The sequence below is a fragment of the Neisseria dentiae genome (genome assembly GCF_014055005.1).
GTDB classification, from domain to species: Bacteria; Pseudomonadota; Gammaproteobacteria; order Burkholderiales; family Neisseriaceae; genus Neisseria; species Neisseria dentiae.
In genome coordinates, this window is record NZ_CP059570.1 from 257683 (window position 1) to 277484 (window position 19802).

21 protein-coding genes and 1 tRNA gene are annotated in these 19802 nt (G+C 56.5%); 16 read left to right on the plus strand and 6 right to left on the minus strand.

The genetic code is table 11. From position 1 onward, the window contains the following. Positions 1-73: 73 nt before the first annotated feature. The 5 genes from H3L92_RS01155 (at position 74) to yacG (ending at position 3880) form a co-directional block, all read left to right on the plus strand. On the plus strand, positions 74-1312 hold the full coding sequence (locus H3L92_RS01155; RefSeq protein ID WP_085366428.1) for a type II secretion system F family protein: 1239 nt from the start codon (positions 74-76) through the stop codon (positions 1310-1312). A 1-nt stretch (position 1313) separates the two neighbouring features. After that, complete coding sequence (locus H3L92_RS01160; protein WP_085366430.1) at positions 1314-2177, plus strand: prepilin peptidase; 864 nt, start codon at positions 1314-1316, stop codon at positions 2175-2177. Between the two features lie 113 nt (positions 2178-2290). Further along, positions 2291-2911, plus strand: coding sequence for a dephospho-CoA kinase (coaE, locus tag H3L92_RS01165; RefSeq protein ID WP_085366432.1), 621 nt, complete (start codon positions 2291-2293; stop codon positions 2909-2911). Then, positions 2908-3666, plus strand: a complete 759-nt coding sequence (gene zapD / locus H3L92_RS01170) for a cell division protein ZapD (protein WP_085366434.1) — start codon at positions 2908-2910, stop codon at positions 3664-3666. Before coaE ends, zapD begins: the two co-directional genes overlap by 4 nt. Before the next feature lie 10 nt (positions 3667-3676). Then, complete coding sequence (gene yacG / locus H3L92_RS01175; protein ID WP_085366436.1) at positions 3677-3880, plus strand: DNA gyrase inhibitor YacG; 204 nt, start codon at positions 3677-3679, stop codon at positions 3878-3880. A gap of 273 nt (positions 3881-4153) precedes the next feature. Here yacG and H3L92_RS01180 read toward each other — a convergent pair whose 3' ends face one another. The 5 genes from H3L92_RS01180 to rfbB form a co-directional block, all read right to left on the minus strand. Then, positions 4154-5158 carry an IS5 family transposase gene (locus H3L92_RS01180; RefSeq protein ID WP_174222533.1) on the minus strand — a complete coding sequence of 335 codons (1005 nt, stop codon included), beginning with the start codon at positions 5156-5158 and terminating at the stop codon, positions 4154-4156. Between the two features lie 121 nt (positions 5159-5279). Further along, complete coding sequence (gene rfbD / locus H3L92_RS01185; RefSeq protein WP_085365140.1) at positions 5280-6146, minus strand: dTDP-4-dehydrorhamnose reductase; 867 nt, start codon at positions 6144-6146, stop codon at positions 5280-5282. Further along, entirely contained in the window at positions 6143-6679 is a 537-nt protein-coding gene (rfbC, locus tag H3L92_RS01190) for a dTDP-4-dehydrorhamnose 3,5-epimerase (RefSeq protein WP_085365139.1), read from the minus strand. The genes rfbD and rfbC overlap by 4 nt, the downstream gene beginning before the upstream one ends. Positions 6680-6760: 81 nt before the next feature. After that, on the minus strand, positions 6761-7639 hold the full coding sequence (gene rfbA / locus H3L92_RS01195; protein ID WP_085365138.1) for a glucose-1-phosphate thymidylyltransferase RfbA: 879 nt from the start codon (positions 7637-7639) through the stop codon (positions 6761-6763). Between the two features lie 97 nt (positions 7640-7736). Beyond that, entirely contained in the window at positions 7737-8822 is a 1086-nt protein-coding gene (rfbB, locus tag H3L92_RS01200; protein WP_085365137.1) for a dTDP-glucose 4,6-dehydratase, read from the minus strand. Between the two features lie 189 nt (positions 8823-9011). Between rfbB and H3L92_RS01205 the strand changes: the two genes are divergently transcribed. The 3 genes from H3L92_RS01205 to H3L92_RS01215 all read left to right on the plus strand — a co-directional run bounded on the left by H3L92_RS01205 (position 9012) and on the right by H3L92_RS01215 (position 11107). Continuing rightward, the gene (locus H3L92_RS01205; RefSeq protein WP_085365136.1) at positions 9012-9602 is read left to right on the plus strand and encodes a LemA family protein; all 591 of its coding nucleotides are present in this window, start codon (positions 9012-9014) and stop codon (positions 9600-9602) included. Positions 9603-9713: 111 nt separating this feature from the next. After that, complete coding sequence (locus H3L92_RS01210; RefSeq protein ID WP_115336270.1) at positions 9714-10598, plus strand: TPM domain-containing protein; 885 nt, start codon at positions 9714-9716, stop codon at positions 10596-10598. Beyond that, positions 10598-11107, plus strand: a complete 510-nt coding sequence (locus H3L92_RS01215) for a TPM domain-containing protein (RefSeq protein WP_085365134.1) — start codon at positions 10598-10600, stop codon at positions 11105-11107. Before H3L92_RS01210 ends, H3L92_RS01215 begins: the two co-directional genes overlap by 1 nt. A 375-nt stretch (positions 11108-11482) precedes the next feature. On the opposite strand, the gene H3L92_RS01220 is transcribed toward H3L92_RS01215, so the two are convergent. Then, positions 11483-11567, minus strand: a tRNA-Leu gene (locus H3L92_RS01220). 242 nt (positions 11568-11809) lie between these two features. Between H3L92_RS01220 and H3L92_RS01225 the strand changes: the two genes are divergently transcribed. From H3L92_RS01225 to hflX, 8 genes are all read left to right on the plus strand, one after another. Continuing rightward, positions 11810-12475 (plus strand): SCO family protein, encoded by a 666-nt coding sequence (locus tag H3L92_RS01225; RefSeq protein ID WP_085365133.1) that lies wholly within the window; start codon positions 11810-11812, stop codon positions 12473-12475. A 73-nt stretch (positions 12476-12548) separates the two neighbouring features. Next, positions 12549-13208 (plus strand): ATP phosphoribosyltransferase, encoded by a 660-nt coding sequence (gene hisG / locus H3L92_RS01230; protein ID WP_085365132.1) that lies wholly within the window; start codon positions 12549-12551, stop codon positions 13206-13208. Positions 13209-13234: 26 nt separating this feature from the next. Then, a complete protein-coding gene (locus H3L92_RS01235; protein WP_085365131.1) occupies positions 13235-14467 on the plus strand; it encodes an NYN domain-containing protein in 1233 nt (410 codons plus the stop codon). Between the two features lie 31 nt (positions 14468-14498). Beyond that, on the plus strand, positions 14499-14858 hold the full coding sequence (locus H3L92_RS01240; RefSeq protein WP_085365130.1) for an MmcQ/YjbR family DNA-binding protein: 360 nt from the start codon (positions 14499-14501) through the stop codon (positions 14856-14858). A 41-nt stretch (positions 14859-14899) separates the two neighbouring features. Then, on the plus strand, positions 14900-16192 hold the full coding sequence (gene hisD / locus H3L92_RS01245) for a histidinol dehydrogenase (RefSeq protein WP_085365129.1): 1293 nt from the start codon (positions 14900-14902) through the stop codon (positions 16190-16192). 331 nt (positions 16193-16523) lie between these two features. After that, positions 16524-17582, plus strand: coding sequence for an alanine racemase (gene alr / locus H3L92_RS01250; RefSeq protein ID WP_085365154.1), 1059 nt, complete (start codon positions 16524-16526; stop codon positions 17580-17582). Between the two features lie 226 nt (positions 17583-17808). Next, positions 17809-18582 (plus strand): TatD family hydrolase, encoded by a 774-nt coding sequence (locus H3L92_RS01255; RefSeq protein ID WP_085365128.1) that lies wholly within the window; start codon positions 17809-17811, stop codon positions 18580-18582. A gap of 100 nt (positions 18583-18682) precedes the next feature. After that, positions 18683-19774 carry a GTPase HflX gene (gene hflX, locus H3L92_RS01260; RefSeq protein ID WP_372338518.1) on the plus strand — a complete coding sequence of 364 codons (1092 nt, stop codon included), beginning with the start codon at positions 18683-18685 and terminating at the stop codon, positions 19772-19774. The last annotated feature ends 28 nt before the right edge of the window (positions 19775-19802 follow it).

Consider the following 19802-nt stretch of genomic DNA (forward strand, 5'->3'; position numbering starts at 1 on the left):
TTTTTGTTAAAAACATTTTGCAAGTTGATTCTCGGCAGCTCTCGGAAAACAGTTGATTATTTAAGGGGTAAACATGATTAAAAGCAATATTGGCAGCCGCTCGGCCAAAAAAGACAAGGGCGTGCGTTTTTCTTTTGAAGGCAGAAACATAGATACCGAGCAAATGGTGCGCGGTGAAGTGGTGGCCAAAAACGAAGAAGAAGCACGCAAAAAGTTACAGCGGCGCGGTATCAAGCCGTTACGCGTGAGCAAGGTTAAAGCGGTACGCAAAAAGCGCATCACCCAAGAAGACATTACCGTATTCACCCGCCAGCTCGCCACCATGATGAAGGCCGGTTTGCCTTTGATGCAGGCGTTTGAAATCGTGGCGCGCGGCCACTCCAACCCTTCCATGACGCAAATGCTGATGCAGGTGCGTGCCGATGTGGAACAGGGCAGCGCGTTGGGTAAGGCGTTCTCCAAACACCCCAAATATTTCGACCGTTTTTATTGCAATCTGATTGCCGCCGGTGAGGCGGGCGGCGTGCTCGAATCATTGCTGGACAAATTGGCGGTGTATAAAGAAAAAACCCAAGCCATCAAAAAGAAAGTGAAGAGCGCGCTAACTTATCCGATTGCCATTGTGGTGGTGGCCGTTGTGCTGGTGTTTATCATGATGGTGTTCGTGTTGCCGGAGTTCGGTAAAGTATATAGCAGCATGGGGGCGGAGTTGCCCGGGTTAACCCAAATCGTAATGAACATGTCGGACTTGATGGTGAAGTATGCCTGGGTAATCGTGGTCGGTACCATTGCGGTCGGTTTCGGCCTGTATCAGTGGTATAAAAGATCGCCCATGCTGCAAAAGCGGGTTGATGCGGCTTTGCTCAAGCTGCCGATTTTCGGTGATATTGTGCGCAAGGCCACGATTGCACGCTGGGCACGCACTACTGCCACATTGTTTACTGCCGGCGTGCCTTTGGTGGAAGTGTTGGATTCGGTATCCGGCGCGGCGGGCAATATTCTTTATGAAGAAGCCACACAGGATATTCGCGCCAAAGTTACTCAGGGTTTGTCGCTGACTTCCAGTATGCAGGGTACCGATATGTTCCCCAATATGGTGTTGCAGATGGCTGCCATCGGCGAAGAATCAGGCTCATTGGACGATATGCTGAATAAAGCCGCCGAATTTTATGAAGACGAGGTGGATAATGCCGTTGCCCAGCTTTCATCGCTGATGGAGCCGATTATCATGGTGGTGCTCGGTTCGATTATCGGCGTGATTTTGGTTGCGATGTATCTGCCCCTGTTCAACCTTGGTAATGTGGTGGGCTGATATGCTGGATTTTCTTCAAGAGCTGGCACCCTTCGCGGTGCCTTTGGCCGCTTTGTTCGGTTTGCTGACAGGCAGTTTTTTAAATGTGGTGATTTACCGCGTGCCGGTGATGATGGAGCGCGGATGGACGGCATTTGCCAAAGAACACCTGGGTTTGGTGCTTACGGCCGAAGAACGGCAGCCTTTCAATCTGATTAAACCGGATTCCCGCTGTCCGAAGTGTCATGCTCCGGTCAAACCTTGGCAAAATATTCCGGTGGTCAGCTATTTGTTGTTGGGCGGAAAGTGCGGAAGCTGCAAAACCCCGATCAGCAAGCGTTATCCTTTGGTAGAGCTGTTAACCGGTGTATTGTTTGCCGTAGTGGCGTGGCAATACGGATGGACTGTGGTTGCTTTGGGCGGCGTGGTGCTGACCGCCATGCTGATTGCCTTAACCTTTATCGATGCCGATACGCAATACCTACCTGATCAATTAACCCTGCCGTTGGTATGGTTGGGTTTGCTGTTTAATTTGAACGGCGCTTTTGTGCCGCTTACTTCGGCTGTGCTGGGTGCGGTGTGCGGGTATATGAGCTTGTGGCTGCTGTGTTATATTTACAAGCTGCTCACCGGCAAAATCGGCATGGGCGGCGGTGACTTCAAGCTGTTGGCGGCGCTGGGCGCATGGTTGGGAGTGGGCGTATTGCCCGTATTGGTATTTATGGCCGCCCTGATCGGTGTGGTTGCCGCGCTGGTAATGCGGGTGGCCAAAGGCCAGCAGTTTGCATTCGGTCCGAGTTTGGCCATGGCCGGCTGGCTGATTTTTATTGCCAACGATAAAATCACCGCTGCGGTGAAATGGTGGTTGGGCGCTTCCGGGTTTTAAGGTGGTTTGCAACGTTGTGTGAAACTTGATCTTAAAATAAGAGCCGCACCGCCGAAAGAGCAGAGGATACGCCGGCAGGCAGAGAGCCCGAGCGGCTCGGAGGTGCTTGGAACATGACATACTGGGTAGGACTGACCGGAGGAATCGGCAGCGGCAAATCACAGGCCGCTGCCGAATTTGCCCGCTTGGGGGTGCCGGTGATTGATGCCGATGAGGTCAGCCGCAGCTTAACGGCGGATCACGGTGCGGCTTTGCCCGAAATAAGAGCGAGGCTCGGTAACGAATTATTTGATACAAAAGGCCGTCTGAACCGTGCCGCATTGCGGGATAGGGTGTTCAGACGGCCTCAGGCCAAGCAGGTTTTGGAAAGTATCATGCACCCCTTGATTTTGGCGGAGATCCGGCGTCGGCAAAGTGAGGCGGAACAGGTTTACGGTGTAATCGATATTCCGCTTTTGATCGAGCAGCCCGCATTTTCCGTGCTGGCCCACCGTATTCTGGTGGTGGACGTTTCAGAAGCAACCCAAATCGAGCGCGTGCAAAGCCGCAGCGGGCTTGATACCGGAGAAATCAAGCGTATCATGGCTTCGCAGGCGTGCCGCAGGGAGCGCCTGCTCGCAGCCGATGATGTTTTGCCTAATGAAGGCACGTTGGCAGAGTTGGCGGTTAAGGTGCAACGTCTGCATCGTTATTACCGAGCTTATTTTTCCCGTTTTTCGAGAGCAAACCCATGATCCGTTTCGAGCACCCGCTTTCCGAGCGGGTACGCAGTTTTTTACGCATCGAACATTTGTTCAACCGTTTCCAAACCGAAAGTATGCGGCAGGAAGACAGCCCGTGGCCGCATCATTTGGCATTGTTTACGCTGTTTGAAATTATGGAATGTGCCGGCCGTGCAGAGTTAAAGCTGGATCTTTTGCAGGAGTTGGAACGGCAGCGGCAGTTTGCGGCGGCCGGTAGGATTCAGGGTGCGCAGGCCGCTTTATCGGCGCAGTTGCAGGCAGTGGCCGAGAATTTGCAGGGAATCAAACAGAAATTCGGCCAGCATCTGCGTGAAAACGATTGGCTGATGGCCATTAAACAGCGTATGCTGGTGGCCGGCGGCACCAGCCCGTTCGATTTGCCCGCATATTATTTCTGGCAGCGGCAGCCGCATGCGCACCGTTTGGCCGATTTGCAGAAATGGGCGGCCACCTTGCTGCCGACTCAAGAAGCGGTCGGCATGCTGCTGGCTATCTTGCGCGGCAATACCGCTGCCGCTGATTGCGTGGCGCAGAAAGGCAGTTATCAAAGCAGCAGTTTGGCGCAAAGCATCCATATGCTGACCATCGAGGTGGGTATGCAGTATCGGGCCTTGCCCGAGATTTCGGCCAACAAATACGTTACCCATATCCGTTTTTTGGAAGCTTCGCAAGAACACGCCCGGGGCAGGCCGGTAACGGGCGATGTGCCGTTCAAACTGATGATGTGCAGTTTCGACCCGATTTAAAGGGGATTTTATGACCGAAAAAACCACATGGGTGAAATGCCCGACCTGCCGCACGTTAACCGAATGGTCTGCCGATAATCCTTTCCGGCCGTTTTGCAGCGAGCGCTGCAAACTGATCGATTTGGGTGCTTGGGCCAATGAGGATTATGCGGTAGCAACGCAGGAAGAAGAATGGCTGCTGTCCGACGAACCGGGGTTAGGCCGAAAACATTGAGCAGGACTTGATTTCCCGCTATTTTTAGGCGGTTCAAATCGGTTTGGTTTTGTATGGCTCGGTGCTTTCGCAAAACTTGGTCGGGGCTGGCAAGGTTTTTCTTTATCAACCGGTTAATCACAAAACCAAAAGGCCGATACCTTTGCGAAATACCGGCGCCCCCCATCCAAACGGTTATCTTGAACAATCAAGTAACCGTTTTTGCATTTTCAGACGTGTTTCTCGTCCATATTTCCCTCAATTAGCCCCTTTATCGGGGTGTCCATTGCCTTTTCAGGCAGCAGCAGGCACACGAAGCCTGTTGGCTGCCTTTAACAGGTTCAGGCACACCGCTTTCAAATGGCTTTGCGCCAGCACTTTTCGTAAGCCAAAATAACGCGCTCTTTTACAGCCGAACTTCCGGTGCAGCGTACCGAAGGTTTGCTCGACCACATAACGCACTTTCGACAGCTGCGTATTGCGCTGTTTCTCATGCTCCGTTAAAGGTTTGCCCCGGTGTGCCTTACGCATAATGCCGTCGGATAGCTGTTTGCTTTGCAGATGTTCCCGGTTGGCTTTACTGTCATACCCTTTATCGGCATAGACGGTTGTTCCGGGTGCGATGCCGTCCAACAGCGGTTCGAAATGGTTGCATTCATGGGCGTTGGCCGGAGTGATGTGCAGTTTCTCGATATAGCCTTCTGAATCGGTGCGGGTGTGTTGTTTGTAGCCCAAGGTGAATTTGCCCTCTTTCTTCACCCAGCGCGCATCCTTGTCTTTGCTGGGCAAGGTTTCGGCGGTGATGCCGTTTTCATCGGTTTCGATAGCCTGACGCTGTTTGCCTCCGGCAGTTTGGATGATGGTGGCGTCAATTACTGCCGCCGGGGCTTTCTCTATTTTTAAGCCTTTTTGGGTCAGCTGGCAGTTAATCAGTTCGAGAAGCCGGGCTAAGGTGTCATCCTGTGCCAGCCAATTGCGGAAACGGCAGAGGGTGCTGTGGTCAGGTAAGGAGACCTCATCAAACCCGCAGAAGAAGTAGAAATCCAGACGGGTGGCTAAACAGCGTTCCAATTCCGGATCGGAAAGGCTGTGCCATTGGCCGAGCAATACGGCTTTGAGCATGGGCAGTAGCGGATAGGCGGGGCGACCGCGGTGGTCGCGGATGTAACGGGTCTTTTGCCGGTTGAGAAGTTGTTCGATGGGCTGCCAATCGAGTAGCTGGTTAATTTTGAGCAACGGATAGCTGTCGATATGTTTGCCCATCATGATTTGGGCTTGTTGGTGGAATAAGCAGCTCATCAAAAAACTCCTCTGAATTCTTTAAGGGAATTTAGAGGAGTTTTTGGGTTTTTGCAACGGTCTCAAACCGTCTAAAACTGTTCAGACGGCCTCTCGTTTTACCAAGCTGACGCACGGCGGTTTATCCGGCCAATTGTTTGACCACTTCGCCCAATGCTTTTTGCCAGTCGGATGGGGCGATATCCAGCTCGGTGCGGATTTTATTGCAGTCGAGCACGCTGTATGACGGGCGCGGGGCGGGGGTGGGGTAGGCTTCGGTGCCGATGGCGTGCAGCACGGGGGCTTTGAAATCCGGGTTGTGGCCGGCGGCCGTCTGAAAAATGCGCTCGGCAAATTCATACCAGCTTACGGGTTTGTCGCCGCAGAAGTGGTAGATACCGCGCGGGGCGGCGGGGCGGCGGAGTATGTCGATCATGGCTTGTGCCAAATCGCCGGCGTAGGTGGGGTTGCCGATTTGGTCGCTCACCACCGAAAGCTCGCTGCGCTCGGCGGCCAGGCGCAGCATGGTTTTAACGAAGTTGTTGCCGTGCTCGCTGAACACCCAGGCGGTGCGCAGGATCACGCTGTCGGGGTGGGCGGCCAGCGCCAGCAATTCGCCTGCCAGTTTGGATTTGCCGTACACGCCGGCCGGTTCGGGCAGCGAGGTTTCGGTGTAGGGCGTTTTGCTGTTTCCGCCGAATACGTAATCGGTGGAAACGTGGATAAAGCGGGCTTTCACCGTGCGGGCGGCGGCGGCGAGGTTGTGTACGGCGGTGCCGTTTACCGTGAAGGCTTTGTCGTGCTCGCTTTCGGCCTGGTCAACGGCGGTGTAGGCGGCGGCGTTGACGATGGCGTCGGGCTGGAAGCTGCGCGCCATGTTCAGCACGGCGGCGGCATCGGTGATGTCGAGCGTGGCCGAGTCGGCGGCGATGATTTCCCAATCTTCAGGCAGGCGGTCTTTGAAGCAGCGGCCGAGTTGGCCTTTGGAGCCGGTAAGCAGAATTCTCATTTAAACAGTTCCTCCAGGGTTTTGCCTTGCTGGTCTTTGGCCGAGAGCAGTGGGTTTTGCAGCGGCCAGTCGATGCCGACGGCGGGGTCGTTCCAAATCAGGCAGCCTTCGGCTTTGGGGTTGTAGAAATCGGTGCATTTGTATTCGAAGTCGGCGGTGTCGCTCAATACGGCGAAGCCGTGGGCGAGGCCGGGCGGAATCCAGAATTGGGTTTTGTTGTCTTCGTTGAGAATCACGCCCGCCCATTTGCCGAAAGTGGGTGAGTCGGGGCGGATGTCTACGGCCACGTCGAACACTTCGCCGCGCACGCAGCGCACCAGTTTGCCTTGCGGGTTTTCGGTTTGGAAGTGCAGGCCGCGCAGCACGCCTTTTTGCGAGCGCGAGTGGTTGTCTTGCACGAAATCGGCTTCGATGCCGAGCATTTCGCGGTAGCGGTTTTTTTCGAAGGTTTCGAGAAAAAAGCCGCGCTCGTCGCCGAACACTTTGGGCTGGATGATTTTAACGTCGGCAATCACGGTGTCGATAATCTGCATGATGGGTTCTTTTGGTAAAGCGGTTGGTTGTTTCAGACGGCCTGTTTAAACGGCAGGCAGGCCGTCTGAACGGAAGTCGGTTTAAACCCTGCGGCTGCCGTCGAGCAGTTTTTGCAGGTATTGGCCGTAGCCGGTTTTGGCCAGCGGCCGAATGCGGGCTTCGAGCTGTTCGGCGGTCAGCCAGCCTTTTTTAAAGGCGATTTCTTCCAAACAGGCCACTTTCAGGCCCTGGCGGCTTTCGATGGTGTGCACGAAATGGGCGGCTTCGAGCAGGCTGTCGTGGGTGCCGGTGTCGAGCCAGGCAAAGCCGCGGCCGAGCAGCTCTACGTTCAGACGGCCTTGGGCGAGATAAGTTTGGTTGACATCGGTGATTTCCAGCTCGCCGCGCGGCGAGGGTTTGATTTGTTTGGCGATTTGGACGACGTCGTTGTCGTAGAAATACAGGCCGGTAACGGCGTAGTTGGATTTGGGTTTGGCGGGTTTTTCTTCGATGGAAACGGCTTTGAAGTTTTCGTCGAACTCAACCACGCCGAAGCGTTGGGGGTCGGCCACTTGGTAGCCGAACACGGTGGCGCCGTTTTCGCGTGAGGCGGCGGCCGCGAGTTTGTTGCTGAAATGTTCGCCGAAATAGATGTTGTCGCCCAATACCAAACACACGCGGTCGTTGCCGATAAACTGTTCGCCGATAAGAAAGGCTTGCGCGAGGCCGTCGGGGCTGGGCTGGACGGCGTAGCTGATGCGGATGCCGAAGTCGCTGCCGTCGCCGAGCAGGCGTTGGTAGCCGCTCATGTCTTCCGGGGTGGAAATCACCAGCACGTCGCGGATGCCGGAGAGCATCAGCACCGAGAGCGGGTAGTAGATCATGGGTTTGTCGTAAACGGGCAGCAGTTGTTTCGACACGCCTCGGGTAATCGGGTAAAGGCGGGTGCCGGAGCCACCGGCCAGAATAATGCCTTTCATGTTGTTCCTTTTCTTTATTCTTTTCGTTGTTTTTTCAGACGGCCTCGGGTATTCGAATGTTTGTGCGGTAACAGGCCGTCTGAAAACCATCTGTTTTTTACACCAGGCCCAAACGTTCGCCCTGATACGAGCCGTCGAGCACGGCCTGCCACCAGTTTTCGTTGTCGAGATACCATTGCACGGTTTTGCGTATGCCGCTTTCGAAGGTTTCCTGCGGCTTCCAGCCCAAGTCGCGTGCGATTTTGGAGGCGTCGATGGCGTAGCGCACGTCGTGGCCGGGGCGGTCGGCAACGTGGGTGATCAGTTCGGCATACGATGCGATGCGGCCTGCCACGGCGGGGTTGCCGGCAACGGGGTGGATTTCGTCGAGAATGGCGCAGATGGTGCGCACTACGTCGATATTCTGCCGCTCGTTATGGCCGCCGATGTTGTAGCTTTCGCCGTTTTCGGCGCGGGTGAACACCGTCCACAAGGCGCGGGCGTGGTCTTCCACATAGAGCCAGTCGCGGATTTGTTTGCCTTCGCCGTAAACGGGCAGGGGTTTGCCTGCCAAACAGTTCAGTATCATCAGCGGAATCAGCTTTTCGGGAAAGTGGTAGGGGCCGTAGTTGTTGGAACAGTTGGTAAGCACTGCGGGCAGGCCGTAGGTGCGCTGCCAGGCGCGCACGAGGTGGTCGCTGGAGGCTTTGCTGGCCGAATAGGGGCTGCTGGGCGCGTAGGGCGTGGTTTCGGTAAACAAATCGTCGGTGCCGTGCAGGTCGCCGAACACTTCGTCGGTGGAAATGTGGTGGAAGCGGAACTGCGGCTTGTCTTGTTCGGAGAGCGTGTTCCAATATTGGCGCGCGGCTTCGAGCAGGGTGTAGGTGCCGACGATGTTGGTTTCGATAAAGGCGGCGGGGCCGGTGATGCTGCGGTCAACATGGCTTTCGGCGGCCAGATGCAGCACGCCGCGCGGCCGGTGTTCGGCAAACAGCGCATCGAGTGCGGCGCGGTCGCAGATGTCGGTGTGCGAAAACACATAGCGCGGGTTGGCGGACACGCTTTCCAAAGATTGCAGGTTGCCTGCGTAGGTGAGTTTGTCGATATTCACCACTTTGGCGTCGGTGTTTTCAATCAGGTGGCGGATAAGCGCGGAGCCGATAAAGCCGGCGCCGCCAGTAACGAACACGGTGTTTTTCTGCATGGATGGATTTCTGCGGTTAATGTAATCGGCGGTAATTGTATCGGCAAACGGCCAAAGCGCACAACAACCGTTTGTCGCTTAGGGTTTTTCGGCAAGGTGCTTTTCTATATACTCCTAACGTTTTCAGACGGCCCGATAACTTCAGGCCGTCTGAAACCCTTTAAATTATTTTTTTCACGGAGACTCCCCATGTTGAAAAAATGGCTGGCCATTATCGCCGTATTCACCTCGCTGTTCGCCCTTAACGGCTGCGGCTACAACACCATGCAAACGCAAGACGAAGCGGCCAATGCGGCTTGGTCGGAAGTGCTCAACCAATACCAGCGCCGCGCCGATCTGATTCCGAACCTGGTCAACACCGTTAAAGGTTACGCCAAACACGAAGAGCAGGTGCTCACCGAAGTTACCGCCGCGCGCAGCAAAGTGGGTAGCATCCAGATGACTGCCGACGACGCTACCAACGAAGAAAAGCTCAAGCAATACGCGCAGGCGCAAGGCGAATTGAGCAGCGCCCTGTCGCGCCTGCTGGTGGTTTCCGAAAACTATCCGCAGCTTAAAGCCGACCAAAACTTCCGCGACCTGCAAGCCCAGCTCGAAGGCACGGAAAACCGCGTTACGCTCGCGCGCAACAACTACATCAAAGCGGTGCAGACTTATAACACCACCCTGCGCCAGTTTCCGCAAAACATCACCGCCAAAATCTTCGGCATGAAAGCGCGCCCGCAGTTTACGGTTGAAAACGAAAAAGCCGTATCCACCGCGCCCAAAGTCGAGTTTTAACGTTTGGGCCGTCTGAAAGCATTTTTTGCCGGCACCGTCGGAGCAAAAGCTTTTCAGACGGCCTTACCGAGCCGGCAGGCCGTCTGAAAAAAACGATTGGAAAGGAAAGCCATGCAATCCGTAATACAGCGAATCGGTGTTTTCGCCGCCATGCTGCTGGCCAGCGTGTGGCTGTTTGCCGCCGAGCTTGCTGCCGTGCCCCAGCTTACCGATCCCGTGATGGACACGGCGCAGATGATGCAGCCGCAGGCGCGGCAGGAACTCAGCGCCCATCTGTTGCAATACAGCCGTGAAAAAGGCAGCCAGATTGTGGTGCTGACCGTGCCCAAAATCGAGCCGGAAACCCCGTTCGATTATTCCGCCCGCGTGATGGAGCAATGGAAAATCGGCCGCGCGGAACACAGCGACGGCGTGCTGCTGCTGCTCGTGCGCGACGAGCGCAAAACCCATTTGGCGGTAGGCCGCGGCTTGGAAGGCGCGATTCCCGATGTGTACGCCAAGCGCATTCTCGAAGATGTTCTGCGCCCCTATCTGCGCGAAGGTAAAACCGATGAAGGCATCAGCGCCGCCGTGGTGCAGATTGAGAAACTGATTGCCGGCGAGCAGTTGCCCGAAGCGCAGAACGACAGCGGCGGGGAGGGCGGCGGCGACAGCCTGATTCTGCTGTTTATCCTGCCGTTTATCGCCGGCGGCTTTTTAAAGGCCATCTTCGGGCGCACGCTGGGCAGCCTGTTTACCGGCGGCGTGATGTTCGGCGTTGCCATGCTGTTCGGCTGGGGGCTGGCAATCGGCGTGCTGGCCGCCCTGGTCGGCGCGGTGCTGGCCTTTATCATCGGCAGCGGGGCGTTTATTTCGGGAGGCGGCGGTTTCGGCGGAGGCGGCTTCGGCGGCGGTTCGCGCGGGGGCGGCGGCTGGAGCAGCGGCGGCTTCGGCGGAGGCGGTTTCAGCGGCGGCGGCGGCAGCTTCGGCGGCGGCGGCGCATCGGGAGGTTGGTAATGGAACAAAACAAATTCAAACGCTTATGGCAGCATTGGCTGCACCCGCGCGCCCGTGTCGAGCGGTATTTTCCCACCGCCGATTTGCAGCGCATCAGCCGCCATATCGGCGAATCCGAGCAGCACCACCAAGGGCAGATACGCTTTGTAGTCGAATCGCGCTACCCGGGCAGCGCCGTGTTGGGCGGCCTGCAACCCCGCACCCGCGCCTGGCAATGGTTCGGAGAATTAGGAGTGTGGGATACCGAGCTTAACATCGGCGTGCTGGTGTATGTGTCGTTTGCCGACCATGCCGTCGAAGTGGCGGCAGACCGCGGCATCGCCGCCAAAGTGGGTGAAGACGAATGGCGGCACGTTTGCGAAACCATGCGCGAAGCGTTTAAGCGCGGGGCGTTCGTAGAAGGTTTGGAAAGCGGCTTGCAGGAAGTCAACGCCATTCTGACCGCACATTTCCCGCGCAACGGCGCCGCCGCCGCAGACGATTTGCCGAACGATGTGGTGATCAGGTAGCAACTGTGTTACCAACTCGTCAGTCAGCAACATCAAACACGGTTAATCAAGCGCATTGTAGGCCGTCTGAATGAAAAAGCTGCCGTAACTGTGTGTACGGCAGCTTTTTTAACGGGAGACCTTTGCAAAATTCATTTAGGCCGTCTGAAATATTCAACCATCGTCATTCCCGCGTAGGCGGGAATCCAGCCTTTAAACCATTAAGTATTTTATTTCAATAGTTTACGAAAAACGACTAGATTCCCGCCTACGCGGGAATGACGAGGCACAAACCTTTTTAGGGTTGAATTGGTTTTTTTGCAAAGGTCTCGGGGGTATTGGGAACGGCGGCGGTTGTTTCAGGCAAAAAAACAACCGCTAAAAAGCGGTTTTGTGTGGTGCCCAGGGTCGGACTCGAACCGACACACCTTTCGGCGGGGGATTTTGAGTCCCCTGCGTCTACCAATTTCGCCACCTGGGCAGGTGAAGAGTTGGCTATTATAGTGCCAAAAAAAATCTTGTAAAGCCTTGTGTGGGGATTTCTCGGGCTGTTTTTACAATTGCTTGAAAATAAATGGAATAAAAGTATGTTTGGCGCAGTTGGCGTTTGGGCGGAAAAACGTGCTGAATTTGACCTGAAACAGGCGGTTGGGCAACATTAAAACCTGTAAACAGGTTAAGATGGCGGAAACTGATTTCATCTGAACGATTCAGGAGAATGCCATGTTCAAACCGACCCCCCGCCGTATTCTGCTTGCCGTTGCGGCTGCGGCCCTGCTGGCGGCCTGCAAGCCGCAGGAAACTACCGATCCGGCCGCATCGCAACCTGCGCCCGACAAGGCTTCCGCCACGGTGGCGGCGGCGCAGCCGGCGGGCTTTCACGGCACGGATATGCGTAAGGAAGACATCGGCGGCGATTTCACGCTAACCGACGGCGACGGCAAACCGTTCAGCCTGAGCAGCCTGAAAGGCAAAACGGTGATTTTATCGTTCGGCTATACCCATTGCCCCGATGTCTGCCCCACCGAACTGCTCACCTACAGCGATGCGCTCAAGCAGCTCGGTGCCGAGGCGGATAAGGTGGCGGTGGTGTTCGCCAGCGTCGATCCCGAGCGCGACACGCCCGAGCTGATCGGCAAATATGCCCGCCAGTTCAACCCGGCCTTTATCGGCTTAACTGCCACAGAAGACCAGGATTTGCCGCTGATCAAGCAGCAATACCGCGTGGTTTCGGCCAAAGCGCAGCAGCAGTCGGAAAAAGTTTATCTGGTCGACCACACCGCAGGGGCTTATCTGCTTGATAAAAACGGCGAAGTAGCCGTGTTCGAGCCTTACGGCAACACCGCGCAACAGATTGCAGACGATATCCGCATCTTGTTAAAATCTTAACCGTCTGAATCAGGCCGTCTGAAAAAGATTTCAGACGGCCTGATAACCATCACATCACAACATTTCAAAAAATATGCAAGAAAACCAATTGACCATCGCCTTATCGAAAGGCCGCATTTTCGACGAAACCCTGCCGCTGTTGGCCGCCGCAGGCATCACACCCGCAGAAAACCCCGAAAAATCGCGCAAGCTGATTATCGGCACCAACCATGAAAACATCCGCCTGGTGATTGTGCGCGCCAGCGACGTGCCCACTTATGTGCAATACGGCGCGGCCGATTTCGGCATCGCCGGCAAAGACGTGTTGATCGAGCACGGCGGCGACGGCCTTTACCAGCCGCTGGACCTGCAAATCGCCAAATGCCGCATGATGGTGGCCGTGCCCAAAGGTTTCGATTATGCCGCCGCTTCGCAACCGGGCTGCCGCCTGCGCGTGGCCACCAAATATCCCGATATCGCCGCCGAACACTTCGCCGCCAAAGGCGTGCATGTGGACATCATCAAACTTTACGGTTCGATGGAACTCGCCCCGCTGGTGGGTTTGAGCGACGCCATTGTTGATTTGGTTTCCACCGGCGGCACGTTGAAAGCCAACAATCTCGAAGCGGTGGAGCATATCTGCGATATTTCCAGCCGTTTGGTGGTGAACAAGGCGGCGCTGAAAGTGAAACACACGCTCATCCAGCCCGTAATCGACGCATTTGCGGGCGCAATCGCCGCAGAGGCCGTCTGAAAAGATAACCAAAAGAAGAACAAACCATGAACATCACCGACAAAAAGCTCGCCGTTTTAATCGACGCCGACAACGCCCCTGCCGACATCATCGACCGCCTGCTGGAAGAAATCGCCAAATACGGCATCGCCAGCGTCAAACGCATCTACGGCGACTGGAGCCACGGCCTCAACAAATGGAAGGCCGCGCTGTTGCCGCACGCCATCATTCCCGTGCAGCAGTTTGCCTACACCAAAGGCAAAAACGCCACCGATATGGCGCTGGTTATCGATGCGATGGACCTGCTTTACAGCGGCAATTTCGATGGCTTCTGCATCGTTTCCAGCGACAGTGACTTCACCCGCCTGGCCAGCCGCCTGCGCGAAAGCGGCCTTACCGTTTACGGTTTCGGCGAAAAGAAAACTCCCGAAGCCTTCCGCAAAGCCTGCGACAAATTCATCCACACCGAAATTTTCCGCCCCGAAAAAAGCGGCGCCGATAAAAACAAAAGCAGCGGCAAAACCAAGCCTGCCGCCGAAACCGGCTCGTCCGCGCCCGACGCCGCCACGCTCATCAAACGCGCAGTGCGCGAAAACGCCGACGATTTGGGCTGGGCCAACCTCGGCCCCATCGGCAGCTACATCAACAAAATCAACCCCGATTTCGACCCGCGCCTCTACGGTTTCAGCAAACTTTCCGAATTAATCAAATCGTTCGACATCTTCGAATGGCGCACCGACAACAACCAAATCCAAGTGCGCCGCCGCCCCGTTGCCGAAAAAAACGGCAGGCCGTCTGAAAACGGGCAGCACGAGCCCCGCCAAAACGAAACCGGCGAGCCTGTGCGCGGCAAAAACCAAACCGCTCAGCCGGACAATGCGCCTGCCGAACCCGCCGCACCCGATGTGCCCGCGCCAGGCCGAAAGCCCGCCCGCAAAGCGCGCGCGCCGCAAAACGAAACGCCGTCTGAAACCGCAGCGGCACACGCAACGGCCGAAACGGCAGACAACGCCGCCAAACCCAAAAGCAACGGCAAACCCACCTTCACCAAACTGATACCCGTGGTGCAGCAGGCCGTCGATGCCGCAGCCGACGGGAGCGGCTGGGCGCGCCTGGGCGACGTGCTCAAACAGCTCGCCCCCGCCGTCAACCCGCACCAATACGGCTTCGACACCGACCGCGCGCTGATACACGCCATTTACAGCGACTGGCTGGAAATCAAAAAAGCCGGCCGCGGTGAGCGCGTGCGCGTTAACAAGCGGTTTGTGAGCAAAGACTGACGCCGTCTGAAAACCGCAAGGAGTACGCGCAGTGGACCGCCAAACCCTGCTTGACTATGTCGCCCGACGCTACCTTACCGTGCCCGAATATCCGTGGCGAAAGCATCCCGATTATGCCGTGCTGCGCCACAGGGGCAGCGGCAAATGGTATGCCGTTTTAATGGATGTGTCCGCCGCCAAACTCGGCTTGGCAGGCAGCGCAAATGTGCCGTTGGCCAATATCAAAGCCGCCCCCGATTTGGTGCAGCTCCTGCGCGTGCAGACGGGTTTTCTGCCCGCCTACCACATGAACAAAACGCACTGGCTGAGCGTGCGGCTCGACGGCTCTGCGGATGCGGAAACGGTAAAAGCTTTGCTGGACGGCAGCTTCGCATTAACACAGGCCGTCTGAAAAACCCGGGCCGAACCTTTAAAAAACGAAAGAGCGAAACCATGAAACACCTCAACACCCAATCCCCCGATTTCCAAGCCGAACTCAAAGCGCTGCTGGCTTTTGAAACCGCGCAAGACCCGAAAATCGACCAAATCGTGGCCGACATCTGCGCCGACGTGCAAAAGCGCGGCGATGCGGCTGTAATCGAATACACCAATAAATTCGACGGCACGGCGGCGCAAACCTTTGCCGATTTAACCTTAAGCCAAGAAGATTTGAAAAACGCCTTCGAACGCCTGCCCGAAAATGTTCAGACGGCCTTGAAAACCGCCGCCGCGCGCGTGGAAAGCTACCACCAACGCCAAAAACTGGAATCGTGGACATACACCGACGAAGACGGCACGCTCTTGGGCCAGCAAATTACCGCGCTCGACCGCGTCGGCATTTATGTGCCCGGCGGTAAAGCAGCCTACCCCAGCTCGGTGATTATGAACGCCATGCCCGCGCATGTGGCCGGCGTGAAAGAAATCATCATGGTGGTGCCGACCCCGAAAGGCGAACGCAACGACATCGTGCTGGCGGCAGCTTATGTGGCGGGCGTAACCAAAGTGTTTACTATTGGCGGCGCGCAAGCCGTGGCCGCGCTGGCTTACGGCACCGAAACCGTGCCGCAGGTCGATAAAATCACCGGCCCCGGCAATGCTTTTGTGGCCGCCGCCAAACGCCGCGTGTTCGGCGTGGTGGGCATCGACATGGTGGCCGGGCCGTCTGAAATTCTGGTGATTGCCGACGGCAGCACGCCCGCCGATTGGGTGGCGATGGATTTGTTCAGCCAGGCCGAACACGACGAAATAGCCCAAGCCATTCTGATTGCCACTTCGCAAGCGTATTTAAACGAAGTTCAGACGGCCATGGACAAACTGATTGAAGAAATGCCGCGCCGCGACATCATCGAAGCCTCGCTGGGCAACCGCGGTGCGTTTGTGTTGGCAAAAGATTTGGACGAAGCCTGCGATATCGCCAACTATATCGCACCCGAACACTTGGAATTGTCGGTGGAAAACGCCGATCAATGGGCGCAGAAAATCCGCCATGCCGGCGCGATTTTTATGGGCAGATACACCAGCGAGAGCTTGGGCGACTATTGCGCCGGCCCCAACCATGTGCTGCCCACCAGCCGTACCGCCCGTTTCTCGTCGCCCTTGGGTACCTACGATTTCCAAAAACGCTCGAGCCTGATTCAGGTATCCGAAGCGGGCGCGCAAAAACTGGGCAAAACCGCCAGCATTTTGGCACACGGCGAAATGCTCACCGCCCATGCGCGCGCGGCCGAATTCCGTTTGAAAGATTAGGGAGTGTAGTCAGAAGGCTTGTGAAGCGGTTTTTTGAGGAAAAATCCGCAGATGCCAGGCAAAAAGCGCAGCAAGATTGGACATCTTGCGAGCATTTTAGCTTCGCAAGTCCGCTACGCTACCTAACGCCGCAGATGCGGATTTTGACCAAAAATACCGCCGCAACGCTTTCTGACTACACTCCCTAATGTTTCGGCATAGGTGTATATTTAAAAACCGCCCCGATCGGCCTATAATCCGTTTCTTCAAACAACAGGCCGTCTGAAAAGCGCCGTTTTCAGACGGCCTTTAACCAATGCCTGCCAACCCTGCCGTAAAGGATATTCTGAAAATGCGTCCGCTAAATGCCCAAATCCGCCTTGAAAACCTGCGCCACAATTATCAAACCTTAAAAAACATCCACGGCGGCAAACTGTTGGCGGTGGTGAAGGCCGATGCCTACGGCCACGGTGCGGTGCGGTGCGCGCACGCGCTGGCGGATTTGGCCGACGGTTTTGCCGTGGCGAGCGTGGAAGAGGCGGTGCAGTTGCGGGAACACGGCATCGAAAACCCGATTCTGCTGCTGGAAGGCGTGTTTGAAGCCAAAGAATACGAACAGGTCGACCGCCACCGCCTGTGGCCAGCCGTGTGCAGCCAATGGCAGCTTGAAGCGCTGCTGCACCACCCATGGCAGCAACCCGTGAAAGTATGGCTGAAAATGGATTCGGGTATGCACCGTGCCGGCTTCTTTCCGCATAACTACGCCGCTGCCTACACGGCGCTGAAACAGAACCGAAATGTTGACAGCATTGTGAAATTCAGCCACTTCGCCTGCGCCGACGAAGCCGACAACGCCATGACCGAAATGCAGCTTGAAGCGTTTGATTTGGGCTGCGAGGGGTTGGCGGGCGAAGAGAGCCTGGCCAATTCCGCCGCTATGCTGCGTTATCCCGCCGCCCGCCGCGATTGGGGCAGGGCGGGCATCGCACTTTACGGTGCCTGCCCGTTCGGCCACACCGACAGCCGTTTGAAACCCGTGATGCGCCTGAGCACGCGCGTGTTCGGCGAGCGGGTGTTGCAGCCGCATTCGCCGGTGGGTTACGGCGCGGCGTTCTACACCAAAAAATCCACCCGCGTGGGTCTGATTGCCTGCGGCTATGCCGACGGCTACCCGCGCCATGCCCCCAACGGCACGCCCGTTGCCATCGGCAGCCACCGCAGCCAGCTTATTGGCCGCGTGTCGATGGATATGATGACGGTGGAGCTTGATGTGTCGCACGAAGGCATAGGCAACGAAGTCGAGCTGTGGGGCGATGTGGTGAACGTGAACGAAGTGGCCAAAGCCGCCGGCACCATTGCCTACGAACTGCTCTGCCATGTGAAGCGGGCGAAGTTTACTTATTACGAATAACCGGATGCGCCGAAGGCCGTCTGAAAGCCCGCATTGTTCCGGCAGCCGCTCCGTTTTGTCAGACGGCCTGAGACCTTTGCAAAAATACCTTGAGGCCGTCTGAAATGCTTAGATTCCGTCATTCCCGCGTAGGCGGGAATGACGGGAAATAAATTTTTTGTGATGTTTTTTTAATTTTGCAAAGGTCCCGGCCTCGATACTTTATATAGCCTATTAAAACAATATCATGTATTTAGTTGATTCCCACTGCCACCTTAATTTCGACGGCCTAAGCAGCCGCCTGCCCGAAGTGTTTGCCAATATGGCTGAAAATCAGGTCAGGCAGGCGCTGGCGATCAGCGTGAGCCGGCAGAGTTTTGCCGAGGTGCTGGCGATTGCCGAGACCAACGACCATATTTTTGCCACCGTGGGCGTGCACCCCGACCGGGAAGACGCCGAAGAGTTTACGGTGGAAGAATTGGTACGCCATGCGCAACACCCGAAAGTGGTGGGCATAGGCGAAACCGGCTTGGATTACCATTGGTGCAAAGGCGATTTGGCGTGGCAGCACCAGCGTTTTGTCTGCCATATCCTGGCCGCCAACCAAAGCGGGTTGCCGCTGGTGGTGCACACCCGCGATGCCGCCGCCGACACCATGCGCTTGTTGCGCGGGCATCAGGCGCACGCGGGCGTTATCCATTGCTTCACCGAAAACGTGGAAGTGGCCAAAGCCGCGCTGGATTTGGGCTTTTATATTTCGTTTTCCGGCATCGTTACCTTTAAAAACGCCCCCGATATTCAGGCGGCGGCAAAATATGTGCCCGCCGACCGCATACTGGTGGAAACCGATGCGCCTTTTCTCGCCCCCGTGCCCAAGCGCGGCAAGCCCAACGAACCGGCCTATGTGAAATACACCGCCGATTTTGTGGCGCAGTTGCGCGGCGAAACGCCGGAGCGCATCGCCGAAACCACCACCGAGAATTTTTACCGGTTGTTTAACAAAGTGCCGAGAGCGCAATAGGCTTCAGGCCGTCTGAAAAAAACCGACCAACGGAGCCTGCGCCGTGAGCAAACCCACCCTGTTCCAAATCGACAAATCCCTTGAAAAGCCCGAGCGCGTGATGCTGGCGGGCGTGATGCTCAGCGCCGACTATACCGGTGCCAACGAGTTGCGCGAGCAGGCGTTTCAGGCGGCTTTAAACGAAGCGGCCGAACTGGTGCGGGCCGCAGGCGGCGACTTGGTGCGCACCGAAACCGCCAAGCGCGACAAAGCGCATACCGCTTTATTTGTGGGCACCGGCAAGGCGGAAGAGCTGGCCGAAACCGTGCGGCAGCACAATATCGAGCTGGTGGTGTTCAACCACGAACTCAGCCCCACGCAGGAGCGCAATCTGGAACGGGTGCTGCAATGCCGCGTGCTCGACCGTGTCGGCCTGATTCTGGCGATTTTCGCCAAACGTGCGCAGTCGCAGGAAGGCAAATTGCAGGTGGAGCTGGCGCAGCTCAGCCACCTGAGCGGGCGCCTGGTGCGCGGCTACGGCCATCTGCAAAGCCAGAAAGGCGGCATCGGTTTGAAAGGGCCGGGCGAAACCCAGCTCGAAACCGACCGCCGCCTCATCAACCAAAAAATCACCGCGCTGAAAAAGCAGCTGCATAACGTGCAGAAACAGCGCGCCACCCGCCGCAAAGCGCGTATGCAGGGCAATATCAAAACTTTTGCGCTGGTGGGTTATACCAATGCCGGAAAATCCAGCCTGTTCAATCGCCTAACCAAAGCTGACGTGTTGGCGAAAGACCAGCTTTTCGCCACGCTCGACACCACCGCCCGCCGCCTGTACCTCAACCATCAAACCAGCGTGATTCTCACCGATACGGTAGGTTTCGTGCGCGATTTGCCGCACAAGCTGGTATCGGCTTTTTCGGCCACGCTCGAAGAAACCGCCTTGGCCGATGTGCTTTTGCACGTTGTCGATGCCGCCCACCCCGATTTCGAGCGGCAGATGGACGATGTAAATGCCGTGCTCGAAGAAATCGGCGCCCACGAAGTGCCGCAGCTTGTTGTATATAACAAAATCGACCTGCTGCCCGACAACAAACGCCCCGCCGGCGTATTGCGCGACACGCGGGGCAGGGCGGTGGCGGTGAATGTTTCGGTTACGGAAAATCTCGGCTTAGATGCATTGCGCGAGGCCATGATCGAACGGGCAGAGTGAGCGGTTCAGGCCCTGCCGGCAAGGCAAG

What these genes read in the sequence shown, in the direction of transcription:
- H3L92_RS01155 (WP_085366428.1), top strand. Translation starts at nt 74, where the DNA reads ATGATTAAAAGCAATATTGGCAGCCGCTCGGCCAAAAAAGACAAGGGC.
- H3L92_RS01160 (WP_085366430.1), top strand. Translation starts at nt 1,314, where the DNA reads ATGCTGGATTTTCTTCAAGAGCTGGCACCCTTCGCGGTGCCTTTGGCC.
- coaE (WP_085366432.1), top strand. Translation starts at nt 2,291, where the DNA reads ATGACATACTGGGTAGGACTGACCGGAGGAATCGGCAGCGGCAAATCA.
- zapD (WP_085366434.1), top strand. Translation starts at nt 2,908, where the DNA reads ATGATCCGTTTCGAGCACCCGCTTTCCGAGCGGGTACGCAGTTTTTTA.
- yacG (WP_085366436.1), top strand. Translation starts at nt 3,677, where the DNA reads ATGACCGAAAAAACCACATGGGTGAAATGCCCGACCTGCCGCACGTTA.
- H3L92_RS01180 (WP_174222533.1), bottom strand. Translation starts at nt 5,158, where the DNA reads ATGAGCTGCTTATTCCACCAACAAGCCCAAATCATGATGGGCAAACAT.
- rfbD (WP_085365140.1), bottom strand. Translation starts at nt 6,146, where the DNA reads ATGAGAATTCTGCTTACCGGCTCCAAAGGCCAACTCGGCCGCTGCTTC.
- rfbC (WP_085365139.1), bottom strand. Translation starts at nt 6,679, where the DNA reads ATGCAGATTATCGACACCGTGATTGCCGACGTTAAAATCATCCAGCCC.
- rfbA (WP_085365138.1), bottom strand. Translation starts at nt 7,639, where the DNA reads ATGAAAGGCATTATTCTGGCCGGTGGCTCCGGCACCCGCCTTTACCCG.
- rfbB (WP_085365137.1), bottom strand. Translation starts at nt 8,822, where the DNA reads ATGCAGAAAAACACCGTGTTCGTTACTGGCGGCGCCGGCTTTATCGGC.
- H3L92_RS01205 (WP_085365136.1), top strand. Translation starts at nt 9,012, where the DNA reads ATGTTGAAAAAATGGCTGGCCATTATCGCCGTATTCACCTCGCTGTTC.
- H3L92_RS01210 (WP_115336270.1), top strand. Translation starts at nt 9,714, where the DNA reads ATGCAATCCGTAATACAGCGAATCGGTGTTTTCGCCGCCATGCTGCTG.
- H3L92_RS01215 (WP_085365134.1), top strand. Translation starts at nt 10,598, where the DNA reads ATGGAACAAAACAAATTCAAACGCTTATGGCAGCATTGGCTGCACCCG.
- H3L92_RS01225 (WP_085365133.1), top strand. Translation starts at nt 11,810, where the DNA reads ATGTTCAAACCGACCCCCCGCCGTATTCTGCTTGCCGTTGCGGCTGCG.
- hisG (WP_085365132.1), top strand. Translation starts at nt 12,549, where the DNA reads ATGCAAGAAAACCAATTGACCATCGCCTTATCGAAAGGCCGCATTTTC.
- H3L92_RS01235 (WP_085365131.1), top strand. Translation starts at nt 13,235, where the DNA reads ATGAACATCACCGACAAAAAGCTCGCCGTTTTAATCGACGCCGACAAC.
- hisD (WP_085365129.1), top strand. Translation starts at nt 14,900, where the DNA reads ATGAAACACCTCAACACCCAATCCCCCGATTTCCAAGCCGAACTCAAA.
- alr (WP_085365154.1), top strand. Translation starts at nt 16,524, where the DNA reads ATGCGTCCGCTAAATGCCCAAATCCGCCTTGAAAACCTGCGCCACAAT.
- H3L92_RS01255 (WP_085365128.1), top strand. Translation starts at nt 17,809, where the DNA reads ATGTATTTAGTTGATTCCCACTGCCACCTTAATTTCGACGGCCTAAGC.
- hflX (WP_372338518.1), top strand. Translation starts at nt 18,683, where the DNA reads ATGCTGGCGGGCGTGATGCTCAGCGCCGACTATACCGGTGCCAACGAG.